We start from the raw sequence: 18,724 nt of genomic DNA, 5'->3' as shown, positions 1-18,724 counted from the left end.
TCCTCCGGAACCACGATCGGAAGCGACATGGCCCTGGTAAAAGACTTCTCTGTGTCCGCGGTGAACGCGGGGCTCGTGACGGTGCTGGTGGGCTTCACCAGCTCGGCGGCGATCATCTTCCAGGCGGCGGCTGCGCTCGGCGCGACGGAGAAGGAGATCGGCTCCTGGATGTGGGCGCTCGGCCTCGGCATGGGGCTGACCTGCATCGGGCTGTCGCTGCGCTACCGGATGCCCATCGCGACCGCGTGGTCGACCTCGGGCGCGGCGATGCTGATCACCGGGACGGCCGGCCTCTCGATGCGCGAGGCGGTGGGCGCGTTCCTCGTCTCGGGGGGCCTCATCACGCTGTGCGGGTTCACCGGCTGGTTCGAGCGCGCGCTGAACCGCATTCCGATGTCGATCGCCTCTGGCATGCTCTCGGGCGTGTTGCTGCGCTTCGGGCTGGATGCCTTCGCGGCGATGAAGATCCAGTTCGCGATGACGATGGCCATGCTGTGCACCTACCTGCTCGGGCGCCGCTTTCTGCCGCGTTACGCGGTGATCTCGGCGTTGCTCGTGGGCGTGGCCATCGCGGGCGCCCAGGGCCTGCTGCACACGGGCGGCATACGCCTGGAGCTGGCCGAGCCGGTGCTCGTCGTGCCGCGGTTCTCCCTGCACGCGGTGATCGGCGTCGCGTTGCCGCTGTTCGTTGTCACGATGGCGTCGCAGAACGTGCCTGGGGTCGCCGCGCTCCGCACGTCGGGCTACAAGGTGTCGAGCTCGCCGCTTGTCGGCTGGACCGGGGCGACGACGCTGCTGCTGGCGCCGTTCGGCGCCTTTGCCCTGAATCTGTCCACGATCACGGCCGCCATCTGTGTCGGTCGGGAAGCGCACGAGGACCCGGCCAGGCGCTACGTGGCCGCCGTGACGGCCGGGGTATTTTACATCATGACCGGGCTGTTCGGCGCGACGATCGGCGCCGTATTCGCGGCGCTCCCCCGGGAGCTCGTGCTGGCGATCGCCGGGTTCGCGCTTCTGGGGACGATCGGGAACGGGCTCGTGTCGGCGCTCGGCCAGGAGCGCGAGCGCGAGCCCGCCCTCATCACGTTTCTGGTCACGGCCTCCGGCGTGAGCTCGTTCGGTATCGGGTCGGCGTTCTGGGGGCTCGCCGCTGGCGTCCTGGCGCTGGTGGTCCTGAAGGCAGGACGACGCTCGTAGATTGTCCCCGGAGCGCCTCCCTGGTCCCCCGCGGAACGGCCGGAGCCAGGGAGGCGCTGCGGGGGACGCGGCGCGAGGGGCCGCTGCGATGGACAGACAGGCGGCGTGATGAGCTCGAGGCGCTGTGCAGCGCGGGCCAATGGGCCGTGCACGCCGGTTACGGCCCGGGGCTCTCGAAGGCGGCCCGCGGCCAGGCGTCTCTGCTTCCTTGAACTGCTCTCGATGGCACAGATGCTGCAGTTTGCGCAGGTCGCGCAAGTTGAGCGCGAGTCAAATAGCGCAAGTCAACAGACGATATTCCTGAGGAGACCCAAGATGAAACTGTATTTCATGCCCGGCGCCTGCTCGCTGGGGCCGCACATCGCGCTGGAGTGGACCGGCAAGCCGTATGAGACCGTCAAGCTCACGGCGCCGCAGACCAAGGAAGCCGAGTATCTCGCCGTGAACCCGCTCGGCGCGGTGCCGGCGATCGTCGAGGACGACGGCTGGGTCCTCACCGAGGGCGCGGCGGTCCTGAGCTACATCGCCGATTCGTATCCGGAGGCGAAGCTCGGCGGCGACGGCTCGCCGCGCAGCCGCGCCGAGGTCACGCGCTGGCTCGCGCACCTGACGTCGGACGTGCACAAGGCGTTCGTGCCGCTGTTCGCGCCGGACAGGTTCATCACCGATCGCGGCCAGTGGGACGACCTCAAGGCGCACGCCGTGAAGAAGATCCGCGCGTTGCTGGCGAACCTCGACCGCCAGCTCGCCGGTCGCGACTTTCCGGTGGGCTCGCGCCGGACGGTCGTGGATGCCTACCTGTTCGTCTACCTGGGCTGGGCCGAGAAGCTGGCGGGCGGCCTCGCCGAGTTTCCCCATCTCGCGCGTGTCTTCGCGCGGATGAACGCCGATCCGGCCGTGCAGAAGGTGCTGCGCGACGAGCAGGCCTGACGTCGCGGCGCTACGTCCCCGCCCCTGGATCCTTGCAGCAGCGAAACCCGATCTCGTAGAACCGGAACATCGGTCCATGCGAGTCGTTGGTGCCGCGGCACCCCGCCCACGGCTTGGACCAGTAGCCGCCCTTCAGCGACGAGCGGTGCGGCCACTCGGGTCGCGACGTCGACACCCACTCTTCCACGTTGCCGACGAGATCGACCGCGCCGTACGGGCTCACGCACGCCGGATACGAGCCCGACGGCTCGCCCTGCCAGAGCCGCTGCGTCTCCGCGGCCCGCACCGCCGGGTCGTTCGACGCGAGCCGCCGCTCGCTGATGCCCCGGTAGGGCTTGCTCACGTTGCAGGCGGCCGGATCCTGCGCGTAGCCGTAAGGGAAGGGGAGCGCGGACGGCCCCTCGCACGCGAGCTCCCACTCGAACTCGGTGCAGAGGCGCTTGCCGGCGGCGGCGCACTCCCGCTCGGCCTCGACGAAGCGGAGCATCACGACCGGCAGCGCGCCCGCCCGGTTCGGCCACTCGTGGCGGTCCATGCACGTGCGCACCGGCGTGAAGCGCGGCTCGGCGGCGAACAGCCCAGGGAAGAAGCTGAAGCAGTGGCCGCCGCGGTAGCTCGTGCAGATCCGCTGCACGTTCTCCGTGTGGGTGCCCTCCACGAGCACCATGTCGGGCGGGCAGGACGCCGCTGGCCCGGGTCGGGGCAGCGCGTCGCCCTGGGCGAGCAGCGGGGCGAGCAGGAGGTCGAGGAGCACGCGGCGGCTCTCTATCGCAAAGCCGCGCGCGCCGCACGAGAGGCCGCACGGCGGCTCGTCATCGGCGCGAGCGCGGCGCTCGCGCCCGCGCTCGCGTCGGGTTAGTCTCGCGCCATGGGAATGACGCTGCTTAGGATGCGCATCGCTGCGCTCGCAGTCCTGGCCTGGGGGAGCGCCTGCGGTGGGAACGTCGTCGTCGACGGGATGCCCGGCGGGTCAGGGGGCGCCGGCGCGACAAGCGCCAGCGCGATCAGCGTCGGCGTCGGCGTGACAAGCACCAGCGCGAGCTCGACGACCAGCTCGACGGTGGGGACCTCGACCGGGGTGGGCGGCGGCGACGTGCGGTCGAGATGCGTGGACTACTGCGATCTCTTCCTGGCGACGTGCGGGCAGGGACCGGGCGACTGCGGCGACTTCTGTGATGGGCAGGTGTCCAGCGCGCCCGAGTGCAACGGCCTGCTCGTACCGTTCTTCGATTGCGCGATGGACGAGGTGTTCAATTGCGACGCCATCCCGCCGAGGTGCCAGCCGCTCCTGGAGGGGTACGACGCGTGTGCGTCCGACCCCGCCTGCGGGGCGCTCGAGTGCTTCGACGGCGGCGGCAGGGCCTGCACCTGCAAGGGCTCGTGCTCGGGCGTGGACCTGGCCGTCGAGTGCCGGCCGAGCGGGCCCGGCGGCATCAGCTGCTCTTGCCTGGTCAACGGCGCGGAGGTGGCCACCTGTCAGGACAACGGGCCGGCGTGCGATCTCGCCCTTGGCTGCTGCGGGCCGATCTTCGAGAAGTTCCGCTGAGGGGTACGAACGGCGTTCGCCATGGAGGACGATCAAGGGAGCGCGGCGCGAGGCGGGGCGCTCGCCGAGGCGATGGCGAGCTGGGTGGGGGCGCGGATCGACGCGGCGCACGCGAACCCCGCGACGGGGCTCGTCGCGCTGGCCGTGTACGCCGGAGCGCGGCGCGTGCTCGGCGTCGGCATCGGGCCGCGGGTCGCGGGGACGGGGGTCCTGCCGCGGCTGCCGCGGCTCCGCGCCGACGCGTCGCACCCGCTCCTGGCGGCCATGCGGGCCCACCTGGTCGGCCGCCGCGTGCTGGCCATCGAGGTGCGGGGCGACGGGATCGCCGTCATCGCCGGCGATGTGCTTCTGGTGGAAAAAGACCAGGAGAGTGAACTGTTGAGCGAGGCGGGGGCGGCGGCCTCACCCGGGTTGAGCCCGGGGGCGGGGGCGGCCTCACCCAGGTTGAGCCCCGGGGCGGGGGCCTCACCCGGGTTGAGCCCGGGGGCGGGGGCGGCCTCACCCAGGTTGAGCCCGGGGGCGGCGGCCTCACCCGGGTTGAGCCCGGGGGCGGGGGCGGCCTCACCCAGGTTGAGCCCCGGGGCGGGGGCCTCACCCGGGTTGAGCCCCGGGGCGGCGGCGCCCTCACCCGGGTTGAGCCCGGCGCCCGCCCCGGCGGCGCGGCTGGAGCTCGCGCCGGGTCGCCGCGGCGAGGTGCGGCTGCTCGACGGCGCCGGCCACCTCATCCTTCGCTGGCCGCCGCAGGGGAGCGCCCCGCCGGCCGAGATCGCCTACCCGGCGGATCCTCTGGCCGCCGGCGCCGCGCTCGTCGAGGCGAGCGACGACGCCGCCGCCGGGCAGGAGAAGGCGGCGCTCGCGCGCGCCGTGAAGGCCCGGCGCGCGGCGCTCGAGCGCAGGGCCGAGGCGGTGCGCGGCGATCTCGGGCGGCTGGGGAGCGTGGCGCGCCTCCAGAAGACGGGGCAGCTCCTGCTCGCGCAGGGCGCGCGGGTGCCGCGGGGGGCGGCGAGGGCGCTCCTCGACGACTGGGAGACCGGCGGCAAGCTCGAGGTCGCCCTCGACCCGGCGCGCCCCGCGAAGGCGCAGGCCGAGGCCTTCTTCGCCAAGGCGCGGCGCTACCAGCGCGGCGAGGCGGTGATGCGCGCGCGCCTCGCCGAGACCGAGCGCGCCCTCGACGCGATCGCCGCGCTCGCCGCGGACGTCGCGGCGGCGGAGGCGCTGCCGGACGCGCTCGAGCCGCTCGCGCAGCGCGCGCGCTCCCTCGGCGTCGCGCGCGCGGAGCTCGCCGGGGTGGGCGCCGCCGGCGCCGGTGAGCCGGGGATGCCCGGAGCCCGCGGCCGGCGGGCCGCCCGGGCCGCCCCGCGGCGGCCGTTCCATGCTTACCGGAGCGCGTCCGGCGCCGCGATCCTCGTCGGCCGGGGCGCCGAGGACAACGACGCGCTCACGACCAAGCACGCGCGGCCGCACGACCTCTGGCTGCACGCGAAGGGCGTCGTCGGCTCGCACGTCGTCGTGCCGCTCCAGAAAGGGGCGAGCTGCTCCGCCGACGTGCTCGTGGACGCCGCGACCCTGGCGGCGCACTTCAGCGACGCGCGCGGCGAGGCGGTGTGCGAGGTGAGCTATCTCCCGCGCCGCTACGTGCGCAAGCCACGCGGCGCGGCTCCGGGCGCGGTGGTCTTCGACCGGGAGAAGGTCATCGCCGTCCGCATCGAGGGAGAGCGCCTGTCGCGGCTGCTCGCGACAAAGGAAGAGGGCTGACGGCCGCCCTCGGCCGGCGCAGGCCGCCTCAGGCCGCGAACGCCCCCCGGACCTGCTCGTTCAGCTGATCGAGCCGGCGCACCGGCAGCTCCGCCGCGCGGGCGAGCGACTCGATCACCGCGCGCTCCGCGTCGGAGATCCCCTCGCTCGCGTGGGCCACCGCCAGCGCGACGAGGATGCCCTCCTCCACCGCGTCGCAGTCCATGAGGATCTCCGCGAGCAATCGCACCCGCGGCTCGACGCCCGCCGCCGCGATCACCTTCAGGCTCGCCTCGATGAGGTAGCGGACGAGCTCGGCGTTGAGCTGGGTGCCGAGCATCGGCTCGATCAGCTGCCGCAGGGCGTCGATCTCCTCGGCGTCCACGTTGCCGTCGGCGTTCGCCACGAGCGCGCCGAGGTCGACGATCGGGGTCGGGTTGTACTCGTTCAGATCGAAGCGAGCGCGGAGCAAGCCGGCCGCCTGCTGGATCAATGCGGGAGGCTTCATGTCGTCTCCGCTCCGGCGATTCGGCTCATGACTCACCACCTCTCGGAGCGCGGCGCCGCACCGTCTCGGCCTCGCTGAGCCCGAGGCAGAGCTGCGCCCGCAGCGCGCGCAGCCCCTCGAGCACCTCGGCCGAGACCTTCTCGGATTCGGCCCGCTCGATGGCCGCGTCGAGCGTCGCGAGCCGGCCTGTCTGGAGCGCCTTGAGCGAGTAGGTCATCTGCACGAACGTGTCGAAGAGGTCTCCGAGCTCATCGCCCTTGCGCAGCCCCTCTCCGATGGTGAGCCGCGTCGTGCCGACCTGGCGGCAGAGGCGCTTCAGCTGGTGGACCGGCCCCACGATGCGCTGGGTGATGAAGATGCCGAGCACGCCGAGGACGACGAGGAGGAACACGCCGCCGCCGACGAGGACGTTGAGGAGCCGCTGTCGCAGCGCCTCGACCTCGGAGCGCCGCTTCGCGACCTCTGCCAGGTTGCGCTCGTGCTCGCGTTCCGTCTTCGCGAGCTCCTCGTCGAGGGTGCTGTCGAGCTCGGCGCCGTCGCCGCCCAGGGCGGCGGTGCTCATCTTCAGGATCTTGGCGCTGTTCGCCGCCTCTTTGAGGGCGAGCTCCGCCTGGGTCGCCGCGTACTGCGCCTGCTCGTTCGCGACGCTCGCGGTCTGCCAGATGACGAGTCCGAGCACCGCCATGACCGCGAGCACCACCGAGACCAGGAGCCCCGTGTACTTGAGCTGGAATCGCGGGTTCAGGAGCAGCTTGCGGCGTGGGGCCGGGCGGGCTGTGGCGCGATCCTGGGCGGGAGAGGTCATGAGGTCTCGTCGGCGGGCGGACGGCATCACCGCCTGCCCAGGGCAGGGCACGAGCGGGGCCGCGCCGGTGCGACCCCCCCGAGAATGCACTGCGTTCTCACTGGTACCCCATTCCTTGCGCCGGTCGCAAGGGTCATTCAGAGGTCGAACAGCGTCCCCTGCCGGCTCGGCCGCCGGAAGGTCGAGCGCGCTTTTGCCGCGTCCGCCGCGTCCGCCGCGTCCGCCGCGTCCGCCTCGTCCGCCTCGTCGCCAACGCGCGCGGCGTTCAGCCCGAGGCGCTGGCAGTGCACCTCGAACAGCCGCTGGATCGCCGCCCAGCGCGCGCCTGCGCCCTGGAAGCGCGCCCCGAAGGCGGCCTCGTTCATCTTGCCGCCGCGCATCTCCTGGATGCCGCGGCGGACCTTGCCGGCGCGGTCCGGGAAGGCCTCCTCGAGGCGCTCGTCGAAGACCGGGAGCACCTCGCGCGGCAGGCGCAGCGGCATCATGAAGGCGCTCTGCGCCCCGGCGTCCCGGGCGCGCTCGAGGAGCTCCGGCACGTCGCTGTCGTTCAGGCCGGGGATCATGGGCGACAGGGAGATCCCGGTCGGCACGCCCGCGTCCGAGAGCGCGCGCATGGCCTCGAAGCGCAGCGATGAGCGGCTCGCGTACGGCTCCATCTTGCGCGCCACCGCGTCGTCGGCGAAGGGGATGCTGAAGTGGACGCGGGCGCGGGCGCGCCGCGCGAGCTCGCCGAGCAGGGCGGCGTCGCGCCGCACGAGCGCGCCCTTGGTGATGAGCCCGACGGGGTTCCGGAACGCGAGGCAGACCTCGAGGCAGCGGCGGGTGAGCTCGTAGCTCGCCTCGAGCGGCTGGTAGCAATCGACGTTGCCCGAGAACACGATCGTATCGCCCTGCCAGCCCGGCTTGTTGAGCTCCTTCTCGAGCAGCTCGGGCGCGTTCGCCTTGACCACGATCTTGCGGTCGAAGTCTGTCCCGGCGCCCCAGCCGAGGTACTGGTGCGAGGGCCGGGCATAGCAGTAGGCGCAGGCGTGGATGCAGCCCCGGTACGGGTTGACGCTGTACCGGAATGGAAGATCGGGGCTGTCGTTCGCGGTCACGATGGAGCGGGCCTGCTCCTCGAAGATCTGCAGCGTCGCCGGGGGCGCCTCTTCGAGGTACTCGACCTGCGTTGACGACCACGGGTTCGGAGGGTTGTTCACGGGGCGCGGCATGGTGCGGTCAGCGCCGGGCGAGGGGGCGGTCGCTGCGCGGGCAGTGTAGCGCGTCCTGGCCGGGATGGGAGCATTTGTTCAGTAGAGCCCGGCGGGCTCCGTCGTGGCGGGCTGGGCGGCGGCGGGCGCGCCGGGGAGGCGCGCGGCGGCGGCGCCGGGGAGGGCGGTTGACAGGGCAGGGGCGGCCTGTTGCCATGAGGACGCTCAGGAGCGACGTGAGGGACGAGATGGCCAATCAGAGACAGCCCGGGTTCGATCTCCGCAGCACGTACCTGCACCTCGCGGACGGGGGCGACGCGCTGCCGATCGAGGTGAGGCCGACGTTCTGGCAAGAGCTGATGTCCGGCGACTCGAAGGCCGCGGACATCCGGCGGATCACGGACGATGGCGGCTGGCTGGTGATCCGGTTTCACCTGGCCGAGGACACGCCGCAGTGGGAGATGCACCCGGCCGGGGACGAGATCCTGTGTCTCCTGTCGGGCGCGAGCGACGTCGTGCTGGAGGAGCAGGGCGGCGAGCGGGTCGTCGCGCTGCTCGCGGGGACGACGTGCAAGGTTCCGCAAGGCGCGTGGCACCGGCTCATCGTGCGCGAGCCGGGGGACCTGCTGTCAATCACGTACGGCAAGGGGACGCAGCACCGGCCGCTGTAGCTGCGCGGCGGCGACACCGGCTCACTCTCGTCGTCCGCTGTGCCCTCGGTGTCTGATGTCCCTGACGAGCCTCAGCCCTGCCCGGCGACGCGGCGGTGGTCGACCATGAGGCAGCGGCTCTGCACGACGAGGATGCCGGCCTCGACGAGCCGCTCGGCCACCCTGTCGTTCCGGATGCCGAGCTGGAGCCAGACGGCGCGCGGCCGGGCGGCGAGCAGGTCGGCGAGGTGCGCTGTGACGTCCTGGCCGCGCCGGAAGACGACGACGATGTCGACCGGGCCCGGGACGTCCGCCACGCGGCGATAGACCTGCTGGCCGAGGATGGTCTTCACGTCGGGGTAGTAGACGGGGACCGGGATCACCTCCACGCCCGCGCTCTGCAGGTAGCTCGGGACGTAGAAGGCGGGCTGATCCGCCTGCGCCTCGATCTTGATGCCGAGCACGGCGACGCGCCTCGCTGAACGGACCAGCTCGGCCACCCGGGCCTCGTCCTGGCTGATGTCGCGAATGTCGTTCATGGAGGGAGTGTACGTCCGCAGAGCCGGCGTGGCACCCATGGCGGACGCCTTGCCACCGCTGGAGCAGGCGGGGATCGCGGTCGCTGGAGGCGGGGAGCGAGCGCGGGGTGGCGCGGAGCGAGAGAACGGGGCCGGGGAGGGGAGCGGCGGAGGGCGGGGGGGCAGGGGAGGGGAAGCGCCAGCAGGAAGGCGTCCGCTCCGCGTCCATCAAGGACGAAGGACGGGGGGTGAACGCCTTGCAGCTCGCCAGGCGCTCAGGGAAGCCATCGCGCGACGTCGACAATCTCCCGGGCCACCGCGGCGACGCCCTGCGGTCCAGCGATGCGGCCGAACAAGGGCGCCAGGTGCCCGAGGTCGTCCTTCGTCCAGTCGTCGAGGAGATCGGGGCGCCGCTTCCAGTCGAGGTGTTGCAGGAGGCGCTGGCACAGGTGGCGCGCGTGCCGCTCGGTCATCGAGGCGGCCAGCGGGATCAGCGCGAAGAGCGCCTCGTCCTCATCGCTCGGCCGATCGAGGGCGCGTGCGAGCAGCTCGCGTGTGATCGCTGGCGCGTGGTCCGGCGAGGCCTCGGCGATTGCAACAAGGGTTGGCCACGTCGCGCCGAGCTCGCGGGACAGGTCGAGGACGACGTCAGCCCCGACAGCCCGGGTCCACGCAGCGGCGTTCCGCTCGAGGAGCGTGCGCCCGCCGTCGCTCGCCCGTAAATCGCTCGACAGCCGCGTCCAGACGGCGTCGCGAGCCGCGGCGGGGAGATGCGCCAGCAGGGCAGCCTGTGCCTCGACCCGGTCGGATGCCTCGGGCAGCGTCGCCACGAGCGCGAGCGCGTCGTCCGCGCGGCCGAGATCGCCCAGGCGCGCCGCGACCGCCGTCACCATTGGCCGCCGGAAGCAGGGCGCAGCCGCGCACGCCTGGACCAGCGCGGGCACGAGGTCGGCAGGCGCGTGGGGCGCGAGCGCGCACACGCTCCAGCACGCGTCCGCCGGCAGCTCGCCGTCGGCCACCAGCGACAGCGCGAGCCCCAGCGCCTCCGACACGCCCGCGTCCCGCTCCGCCGCGGGCAGGCCCGCGCAGAGGCGCGCGAGGGTCTGGTGTCGCTCCGTGGCGGACAGCGCCTCGGACCAAGCCCAGAGCCCGCGCACCACCGAGGGAGGCAATCGCGCGGCGGCCTCCGAGAGCCGCGGCAGCTCGTCGCTCCTCGCGTCGGCCGCGACCTCGGCGAACGCGTCGCGCGCGAGATCGAGCGCCTCGGCCTCGGGCAGCAGCGCCGCCAGGGCCACGCGATCGAGCCGGCTCTCCTCGGTCCGCTCGCGGCCGAGCCGCGCTGCCGTCTCGCGCGCGGTCGTCTCGCGCGCCTGCCCCTCGAGCGCACGCGCCGCGGCGGCGAGCGCAGCCCCGCCGGCGCGCTCGTCGCGGGCGGCCTCCAGCGCCAAGCCGAGCACGACGGCGCGCTCGGGGTCGGGCAGCTCGCGCGCCAGCCGGATCAGGGCGCCGGCGCGTTCCCCGGCGTCGGCGATCGGTCGGCCAGCGTCGAGATCGTCCTCGCCGACGCGCGGAATCTCGAGCCGCGGTCCGGCCGAGTCGTCGCTGCCCTCGGGCCTCTCCTCCTCTTCCTCTTCCTCTTTCTCCTCTTCCTCCTGCGCGGCGAGCCCACGTCGCGTCTCCTCGAAGCCGATGATCGCCCGCACCGAGCTCGTGACGAGCAGGCAGCGGACCCGCGCGGACAGCGCTCCCACGACATCGCCTCCGGCCGCGACATCGACGAGGAGGCGCGCCGCGCAGGCCGCCGTCGCGTCCACGTCGGCGATGAACCCGGATGACCCGTCCGGGCGCGTTCTCCAGACCTCCAACCACGCTCTCGAGACCAGCTCGAGTCGCTCCGTGAGACGCGCGTCGATCCGCTCCAGGTGAGCGCGCCAGCTCCGGCACACATACTCGGAGACCGTGGATGCGGCGAATGCCCTCCTTCCGTGGTCGGCGAACCGGCGGTCGATCGCCGCGCGCTGCTGCGGCGCGAGCCGAGCTCCAATGGCCTCCGCCCAGGCCGGGTGGCGAAGCGCGATGCCCGGCTCTCCGGCGGCGACGAGCGGCCCGCCGGCCGTCAACTCGCTGGAGGTGCCGGCTCCCTCGGTCGAGATCGCGAAGAGCTCCTCCGCCGCAATCGGACCGAGCGCGCGGGAGAGCCATGGCAGCGCCGGGCGGATCGCGTCGCCGGTGCAGAGATCGAGGACCGCCGGAGCCCCGACGGGAGCGCTCGCGAGCCACGGCGTGACGCCCGCCGGATCCCGCGAGAGGGCCTCGAGGAGCGCCTCCACGAGGAGCGGCTCCCCACCGCTCCCACGTGCGATGTCGCCGGCCACCCTGGCTGGCAGCGCACCCAGCCTCGGTCGGATAACTTCTGCAAGCTCATCGGCCTCGAGCGGCGGCAGCGCGACCACCTCGACGTCCTCCCGGAGCCATCCGACCCGGTCGAGCGCCTCGAGCGAGCGCACGGAGAGCACGGCGCGCACGCCCGGGCCGAGGTTCCGCAGGAAGCTCGCCGCCGCATCGGGCGTCCAGTCGACGGCCTCGTCGATCCCGTCGAGGATCAAGAGGAGCGGCCTCGCTTCCGGCGGCCGGCCTTCCTGCAGCATGGTTGCAAGGTCGCGCCGCGTCTCCGCGATCCCGTGCGGCCGTTCACCTGTACGTCGCGGAGACCTGAGGAAGAGGGCCACACGCGCGTAGATGAGGTTCAGCGCCGTGTGCTCCAGGGCAGTCCCGAACCGGTGGCTCACGGGGACGAAGGCGATCTCCTGCTGGCCCGCGCGAGCCAGCGCAAGCGCCCACGCGCCGAGCAGCGTCGACTTGCCGCGCCCGCTCGGGCCGAGCAGCGCCGCGCGCGTGCCGCCGTGCTGGAGCCATCGATCGAGGTGCGTCATGGCGCCAGCGCGCGCGTGCCCCCCGAGAGGGGCGCTGAGGCAGCGCTCGACCTCGCGCCAGAAGGCGAGGACGCCGCGCTCCGCCGCCGCCGGACCGGCCGCCGGCGCATCCGGTGCTCGCGGAGGAGAGGTCATGTGCCTTCGAAAGGCGGAGTGCTCGAGGGAGCGGTCTTGAAGGGCACCGAGCTTCCCTTGTGCCAGACATTGCCGTTCCACGCCTTGCCGTCCGAGCCGATGACGCCTTTCTTCTTGCCCGTGCCCCCGTTGTTCGCCGGGTGCAGGCCGAGCTCTCGCATGACCTGCGCGCAGAACTTGCACGGGTCCATGAGCAGACCGTCCTTGTCCGTCTTCGTCGTCATCTTCCCCTCCTTCACCTGTTTCTGCATCTCTTTTCTGATCTCGGCGTCTTCCGCCTTGGGATCCTTCAATGCCTTATTGTTCTTGGCGCGGTCCTCCCGGATGTCTGTCGCCAGCTTGTTCAGCGCTTCGATCTCGGCGCAGTGTCCGGCGCTCGATGGCTTCGGGCCCGCCACCTTGCCGTCGTCGAACTTCTTGTGGGCATTGTCGACCGCAGTCTTGAGCGCGGGATCGAGAGGACCTTCGAACGTGCTCTTGCCGGTGTGCGGCTTGCCGCCGGCGGTCTCGATGGTGGACGAGGCCTTGGCCATGAGCCCGTCCGGATCGCTCAACCGGGTCGGCTGGTTCTCCGCGTAGGCGAAACCGTTGACACCGCCGAGGATCCCGATCGGATCAGCGCTGATATAGCGACCAGTCTCCGGATCGTAATAGCGGTTCCGGTTGTAGCTGAGCCCGATCTCGTCGTCCCAGTACTGCCCGCGAAAGCGGATCGGCGTCGACGTCGATGCGCCGGGCGCGGGTTCGACCCTTCCCCAGGCGCTCAGCCGCAGCTCGCAGGCGACGACCCCGTCGGGGCCGACGAGCCGCTCCGGCGTACCCATCTCATCGTTCAGGTAATGGTACCACTCGCTCTGCCCGCTGCGCTGCGCCCACGGCGCGCCGGCCTCGAAGACGTAGGTGCGCGCCTCCACGACGGGGGCAGCCACCTCGCGGGTGACCTGTCGGATCTCGTGCACGAGCTCGGCGCCATCCCAGACGAACCTCGTCGCGCTGTCGGGTCGCAGCTCGCCGGTCGCCAGGCGCCGCGAGACCCGCTTGGTGACGCGTCGGGCGTCCGGATCATAGGAGAACTCCACGACGGTGCCGTCGGCGCGCTCGACCGACCGTAAGAGCCCACGCGCCTCCCAGGTGTACCGAGTGACCTCGATCGCGCCGGCCGGGGTCCTGGTCCGCGTCTCCTTGAGGCGCGCGTCGTCATCCCACACGAGCTCGGTATTCCCCTTCCTGAGCAGGCGATTGCCCGGACCGTAGGAGCGATCCTCCTTGCCGGCGGCGACGTCGAACACGTTTCCGCAGACGTCATAGCGAAAGAGCTCGGCGCGCTCACGCTCCGAGACATTCGCCAGGATCTGGCTCGCAGGGTCGTACTCGAACCGGCGCACGCCGTACGCCTGGTCCCATGCCTCGACGAGCTCCGAGGCGGGCGAGTATCGGTAGGCCTGGTGGACCGTCATCACCGGCGCGGCTGGGCCCACCCATTCTGGCTCGTTGGGCCCGACCGGGACGCGGCTCGACGGCGAGCAGACGCGCCGCTGGACGAGACGATCCATCGGGTCCCACGCGCTCTCGATCCGGCCGCCTCGCGGGAGCGCGCGACAGACCTCACGCCCCGCGGCGTCAACCTCGATCCGGATCTCGTCTCCGCCATCGAGATTCACCCTCTCGGCGCGTCCGTCGAGGTTGCGAGTCCACCTGGCGGAGTGACCCAGCGACATGGTGCGTTCGACGACGTCACCCATGAGATCGTAGGTGCGCCGGACGGTCGCGGCTTCGCCGCCTACAATCTGGGTCTCGGACACGACCCAGCCGACGGCGTTTCGTTGGTACGAGAACGAGCCGGCGGCGCTGTCGGAGGCGATCAAGTCGCCTCGCTCATCATAGATGAACGTCTCGACGCTACCGTCGTCGTGCGTACGCGCGACGAGCTGCCCGGCGAGGTCGTAGGTATACTCGGTCTTCTCGCCCGCGGCGTTCTCGAAGAAGACGAGCCGGCCATTGTAGTCGTATTTGTAACGAGACACGCGCCCGTCGAACCCGCGCTCGCTGGTCACCATCCCCGCGGTGTTGAGCTCGATGCTGTGGCGCTCCCCGAGCGCGTTCTGGACCTCGACCAAGCGACCCTCCCGGTTGTACCGGAACCGCGTGACCTCTCCGTTCGGCTTGTGTACCTCGCAGAGCTTGTGGAAGCCGCCTCGCACGAGCCGGGTCAGCTGCTGGTTCGGCTGGAGGACCGAGGTGCAGTCCCCCATGCCGTCAACCTCGTAGCGGGTCGTTCCGCCGTCGGGTCGGTAGACGCCGGTGAGGTTGCCGCGATTGTCGTAGGTGTACGACACCACCGCGCCGCTCGGATCGCGAAGCGAGCGGCATCGACCCCAGTAATCGTAGGCCAGCTGAGTCTTGGCTCCGAGCGCGTCGGTCTTCTCGACCATGTTCCCGAGATCGTCGTAGAGATATGTCGTGCGGCCGCCGTTCGGCGCCACCGTCTCGATCAGCCGCCCGCGCGCGTCCTGGCGCACCTGGAACACCGCCCCTATCGGGTCGGTCCAGGTGAGCCCATCGGGCATCCGCCAGAGCTCCGTGACGCCGCCTGCCGGATCGATGGCCCGACGAACGTGCCCGTCCGCGTCGCGCTCGATGGTTGTCATTCGACCGAGCGGGTCGGTGACGGAGATCACCCGACCGAGGCGGTCCCGCTGCCAGAGGGTCATGGCGCCGAGCGGGTCGACGAACGTTCGGAGATGCCCGTGCTCGTCATACGTCCGGCTGAACACGGCCCCGGCGCTCACGGCCTTGTCCACCTTGCCCAGGGGATTCCCGAGGTAGCGGTGAACCGTGATCGAGTCCGCGACCTCGGAGTATCCGTCCTCTCCGAACTCGATCTTGCAGTGGTGAATGCCTCTGGCGACGGTCTTCCCATCGGCCAGGTGCGTCGGAAGGTTCTCCGCCAGGCCGCTGTCGCGCCCATCGGCGTAGGAGCCCCACGTCTCGACGCAGCGGCGCCGATCGTCGTAGCGGAAGAAGAACGTGAGCCCCGTGGGGCTCGTATGGGAGGTGACGAGGTGCTCCTGGTACGCGTAGCGCGTCGTGTATCCGTCCGCGTCGGTCGCGGACGTGAGATCCCCAGCTTCGTCGTAGGTGTATCGGGCGCAAGCGATCCAAGCACCGCGCTCTCGTGCGTTCTTGAGCTCGAAGGCACCGATGCGCCCGTCAGGCGCCCGTCGGACTCGGACGGTCCGGCCGACACTGTCGATGATCTCACCGAGCACACCCTCACGGTACGAGAGCTTGATTTCGTTGTTGTATCGGTCCTTGATCGCCGTGAGCAGGTAACCCGTCCCCGCCGATTCGGCGAACACGTACCAGCGGTCGTCGCCGGTATCGAGGACGAAGCCGCCCTCCTCCCGCGCGAGGACCCAGCCGTGAGGGCCCGCGGCGCCGGCGCCCACGGGCATCGCGTCGAAATCGACCGGTCCATCGTCGGTCCATACGCGGATGGCGCGCCGGCGGACCTCGATCTCCCACGCCAGCGAGTGGCTCCACCCGAACCCCAGCCCGACGTCGCGATTGCTCGCCGCCGTCGTGTACGACCGCACGATCGAGAGCGGCAGCGGTCCCGGCAGATCGAGGTCGACGGCGGGAATCGTGAACACCCGGCCCGTCACCACGTCGACCGGGTCGCCCTTCGACACCGCTCCCGATTTCTTCCCGCCATGGTGATTCGGGCAGCCGCCGCCGTCACCGCCTGCGCCGCCACATGCGGCCTTTCCGCCGCCGCCTGCGTCCTTGCCGCCGTTGGCCCCCTTGCCGCCCTGCCCATCTCCAGAGCCGCCACCGCCTTTTCCGTTGCCGCCGCTCCCGCCCCCGCCCCCTCCCATGATGAAGACGCCCGGGTTCATGCCAGGAATGGCGGGGATGTTCGGTACAGGCGCAGTGCGGGCCATGGCCTTCTCCTGAGTCTCAGCACGGGCTTGCTGCCGTGCGACACCAGGCGAGGGTACACCACCTGGCATCCGGACGCAGGACCTCCTGGCCGTTCTCTCCGGCAGGGGCGCGGCCGCTGTCCGAGCTGCGGTGCGCGGCGGATGTGCAGCGCTGCGGCGCACGTCGTGGATCGGGCGTCGCAAGCCCTGCCGCCGGCGTCTGCAGGGTCTGCCGAGGCCCCGCAGGGTTGCGCGGTCGCCACCATCGGCGGAGCAAGGAGAAGCTTGTGGAGGCCGTGGCGGCCTCCAGGAGCGCCACGCAAGGACGGCGATCGCAACGTGTGGCATTCCTTCGACGGGAAGCACTATTACATCGACGGGTCGGGAGCACCCGCACGCGACCCAACGTGGGAACCGATTGCGTTCGGGTTCGACGCGGCGTAGCTGGGCACACGGCCCGAGCCGGTCATGGCGAGCGCACGCCGCGGTCGTCGAGGCAGCGCTGCGCCCGGAGCACGGCGCGCCGGCTCTGCGACGGGGCAAGCGGGTGTCGGATGGGCGAACGACGGCTCGCTCGGCGCCGTCCCCGCGGGGCTTGACTCGGACGCAAGTTCTACCGTTTCCTATCCGCTCTATCCGGAGGGGGGCTACACCGGATCCACCCAAGTCCACTTGTCCGAGAACAGGCACACGTAGATCGTCGCGTTGCCCATCAACGCCCCGTCCATCTCCACATCCGGCACCACCTCGTTCCCAAGCTCCGGTGGGATCGGTCGGTAGCCGGGGTACGTGGCCTCGATCTCTTCTGCGACCGCCGCCGATATCTCGTCGGGCTCGCCCCTGTCGTGGATCCCGTAATAGGGCCCGAGAAGGCTCACGTGGAAGCTGAGCGAAGCCCTTTCGCTGAGCGATGGAACGGGCCCCGAGTCCTTGGGGCGATAGATGCGAGCCGAGTAGGCCGGCTCGACCCCCCCCGCCAACAGGCTGAGCGACTCGCTCTGAAGGCTGTATCGATCCCCCACTCGGCGAATCATCGCTTTCCACGTCAAGTACTCCGCTCGCCCGCGGTTTGCGGCGTCCACCAGGCGGCGGTGCTCCTCCGTGTCGTCGTAGAAGGGCTCGTTGGGAGGCACGTGGATGCGCTCGAAGTTACGTACGCCCCGCGGGTAGAAGCGGTAGACGACGTCGAGCAGCTCGGAGCGAGTTATCCTCATGGCCTCATCACCGTGGCGCCGAGCCGCGGGTACTTGGATTTGAACGTCGCCCGCATCTCGTCGATGAACCTACTGCAGAAGATCCCTTCCGGGAGGTTATAGTTCATGCGGCGTGCGACGTCCTCTGCGATCTCTATGCTGAGCATGGCCGCACGGTTTGGCCGGATTCGCCCCATACGCTGAGCCCGCAGCGGCATCCTTACCCTGAAAGAACACGTCCAGCGGCGCACCGGGCGCAGGTTATGCAATTTCGAGAATGGCAGGTTGGCCTTGGCCTCCTGCCATCCACCGCCCTCGTCCTTGCCGTCATCTTTGACAAGGGTGCCGAAGGGGAAATCCTTCCGTGAGAAGGAGACGATGGGAAACTGCTGCTGAGCTTCGCCAGTCGGATCGCCTGCGTTCGTTGGCTCGGCATCCAGAATGCACGAGACTCCGAAGAGCGAGGAAGACAGAGCGAGGATGACAGATATCCCTGTCTCCCCGCCTCCCTGTTCAATTTTCCGCTGACAAAGCGAACGAATGAGGAATTCTCAGCCCGCGATCCCCACGGCCGGCATCATCAAAGGCCGCTCGAATCCAGGGGATTCGAGCGGCCTCGGTTGCGCGGACACCCGCCGCGAGCCGCTTTGCTACCAACCCAAAGCTTCGATCATCTTCTCACCATAACGCGTGCCCATGAGAACAACGGACGCATGATCGAAGTGGTACTCATCCATGACGTTGGTCCCCTGCTGAGTGACCCAGTGTCCATCAGGCAACATGTCGGCCGCTTGGTGCACGAGGTTGTTATGGCCGCTGCAACATCCGCCCGCGGGGAGCTCTCCAAGAATGAAGGGAACGTCGTAGTCGGCCCCCCAGGCTTCCTTCACCTCGTTATAGAGCTGAACGACCTTGCCGGGCCATGAGTTCTGGCCGCTGTCGGACTCACCCTGGTGGAAGATGATGCCCGCGAAGCGCGCATTCTCAGCCGTCTTCGCTTTGGCGATCTTGTTCAAAATCATCTGGTGATGTGAGCCACCAGAGATGAACGTGTTGATCGACTCACCGCTCTCAGCAGTAGCGACCAGCCCGATCGTGTCCCCCTCGTTCAGCTTTCCGAGCAGGGTCTTGCCGAACCAGATGCCCGGGTCGACGGCGGTCGACAGGTTCCATCCTTTTTCACCAGGGCAATCACTGAGCGGCGGATTGGCCACGTTCCACTGTCCGGCCGGCTGATTGCATCCGCCGAGGACCTTGAGCCGCGCGTCAGAATTTTGGTCACTGGCCTGTTTGTCTGCGACACCGGCCATGTTCGACTGGCCCATGAGCATGAAGACGTGAAACGTCGGGCTTGAGCTCGGTGCGCCGCCGGTGCCTGCCCCGCTGCTACTCGATGCGGTCCCTCCCGTGGCGCCACCTCCAGTTCCAGCGCTCGTGCTGCCTGTCGCGTCGCCTCCGGTCC

The 18,724-nt window shown here is 70.6% G+C and carries 14 protein-coding genes; 5 read left to right on the top strand and 9 right to left on the bottom strand.

Translation table 11 applies throughout. From position 1 onward, the window contains the following. Window positions 1-15 precede the first annotated feature (15 nt). Together WMF36_RS28475 and WMF36_RS28470 are read left to right on the top strand one after the other, a co-directional pair. Window positions 16-1,197: a benzoate/H(+) symporter BenE family transporter gene (locus WMF36_RS28475; protein ID WP_437581975.1), complete on the top strand. Its 1,182-nt coding sequence runs from the start codon at window positions 16-18 to the stop codon at window positions 1,195-1,197. 222 nt (window positions 1,198-1,419) lie between these two features. Next, window positions 1,420-2,127, top strand: a complete 708-nt coding sequence (locus WMF36_RS28470) for a glutathione S-transferase family protein (protein ID WP_437573908.1) — start codon at window positions 1,420-1,422, stop codon at window positions 2,125-2,127. A gap of 10 nt (window positions 2,128-2,137) precedes the next feature. Here WMF36_RS28470 and WMF36_RS28465 read toward each other — a convergent pair whose 3' ends face one another. Continuing rightward, window positions 2,138-2,881, bottom strand: coding sequence for a formylglycine-generating enzyme family protein (locus WMF36_RS28465; RefSeq protein ID WP_437573907.1), 744 nt, complete (start codon window positions 2,879-2,881; stop codon window positions 2,138-2,140). A 135-nt stretch (window positions 2,882-3,016) separates the two neighbouring features. Here WMF36_RS28465 and WMF36_RS28460 point away from each other — a divergent pair, with 135 nt between their 5' ends. Together WMF36_RS28460 and WMF36_RS28455 are read left to right on the top strand one after the other, a co-directional pair. After that, window positions 3,017-3,673, top strand: a complete 657-nt coding sequence (locus WMF36_RS28460) for a hypothetical protein (protein WP_437573906.1) — start codon at window positions 3,017-3,019, stop codon at window positions 3,671-3,673. 21 nt (window positions 3,674-3,694) lie between these two features. Next, window positions 3,695-5,428: an NFACT RNA binding domain-containing protein gene (locus WMF36_RS28455; RefSeq protein ID WP_437573905.1), complete on the top strand. Its 1,734-nt coding sequence runs from the start codon at window positions 3,695-3,697 to the stop codon at window positions 5,426-5,428. A 28-nt stretch (window positions 5,429-5,456) separates the two neighbouring features. Here WMF36_RS28455 and WMF36_RS28450 read toward each other — a convergent pair whose 3' ends face one another. The 3 genes from WMF36_RS28450 to WMF36_RS28440 all read right to left on the bottom strand — a co-directional run bounded on the left by WMF36_RS28450 (window position 5,457) and on the right by WMF36_RS28440 (window position 7,931). Beyond that, on the bottom strand, window positions 5,457-5,915 hold the full coding sequence (locus WMF36_RS28450) for a tellurite resistance TerB family protein (protein ID WP_437573904.1): 459 nt from the start codon (window positions 5,913-5,915) through the stop codon (window positions 5,457-5,459). Between the two features lie 25 nt (window positions 5,916-5,940). Further along, window positions 5,941-6,720, bottom strand: a complete 780-nt coding sequence (locus WMF36_RS28445; RefSeq protein ID WP_437573903.1) for a HAMP domain-containing protein — start codon at window positions 6,718-6,720, stop codon at window positions 5,941-5,943. A gap of 137 nt (window positions 6,721-6,857) precedes the next feature. After that, window positions 6,858-7,931 carry a PA0069 family radical SAM protein gene (locus WMF36_RS28440; RefSeq protein WP_437573902.1) on the bottom strand — a complete coding sequence of 358 codons (1,074 nt, stop codon included), beginning with the start codon at window positions 7,929-7,931 and terminating at the stop codon, window positions 6,858-6,860. A gap of 227 nt (window positions 7,932-8,158) precedes the next feature. On the opposite strand from WMF36_RS28440, the gene WMF36_RS28435 reads away from it, so the two are divergent. After that, window positions 8,159-8,581: a cupin domain-containing protein gene (locus tag WMF36_RS28435; RefSeq protein ID WP_437573901.1), complete on the top strand. Its 423-nt coding sequence runs from the start codon at window positions 8,159-8,161 to the stop codon at window positions 8,579-8,581. A gap of 71 nt (window positions 8,582-8,652) precedes the next feature. Here the strand turns inward: WMF36_RS28435 and WMF36_RS28430 are convergent, their stop codons facing one another. From WMF36_RS28430 to WMF36_RS28410, 5 genes are all read right to left on the bottom strand, one after another. Continuing rightward, entirely contained in the window at window positions 8,653-9,099 is a 447-nt protein-coding gene (locus WMF36_RS28430; RefSeq protein ID WP_437573900.1) for a CoA-binding protein, read from the bottom strand. Between the two features lie 254 nt (window positions 9,100-9,353). Next, a complete protein-coding gene (locus WMF36_RS28425; RefSeq protein WP_437573899.1) occupies window positions 9,354-12,011 on the bottom strand; it encodes an NACHT domain-containing protein in 2,658 nt (885 codons plus the stop codon). Window positions 12,012-12,142: 131 nt separating this feature from the next. Further along, window positions 12,143-16,090 (bottom strand): RHS repeat-associated core domain-containing protein, encoded by a 3,948-nt coding sequence (locus tag WMF36_RS28420; RefSeq protein ID WP_437573898.1) that lies wholly within the window; start codon window positions 16,088-16,090, stop codon window positions 12,143-12,145. A gap of 626 nt (window positions 16,091-16,716) precedes the next feature. Next, window positions 16,717-17,283, bottom strand: a complete 567-nt coding sequence (locus WMF36_RS28415; protein ID WP_437573897.1) for a hypothetical protein — start codon at window positions 17,281-17,283, stop codon at window positions 16,717-16,719. A 629-nt stretch (window positions 17,284-17,912) separates the two neighbouring features. Further along, window positions 17,913-18,593, bottom strand: a complete 681-nt coding sequence (locus tag WMF36_RS28410) for a sialate O-acetylesterase (protein WP_437573896.1) — start codon at window positions 18,591-18,593, stop codon at window positions 17,913-17,915. Window positions 18,594-18,724 lie beyond the last annotated feature (131 nt).

This window comes from Sorangium sp. So ce887, from assembly GCF_051521455.1.
Classification (GTDB): domain Bacteria; phylum Myxococcota_A; class Polyangia; order Polyangiales; family Polyangiaceae; genus Sorangium.
Note: the sequence above shows the minus strand (reverse complement) of the source record. Positions and strands in the feature narration are given on the sequence as shown.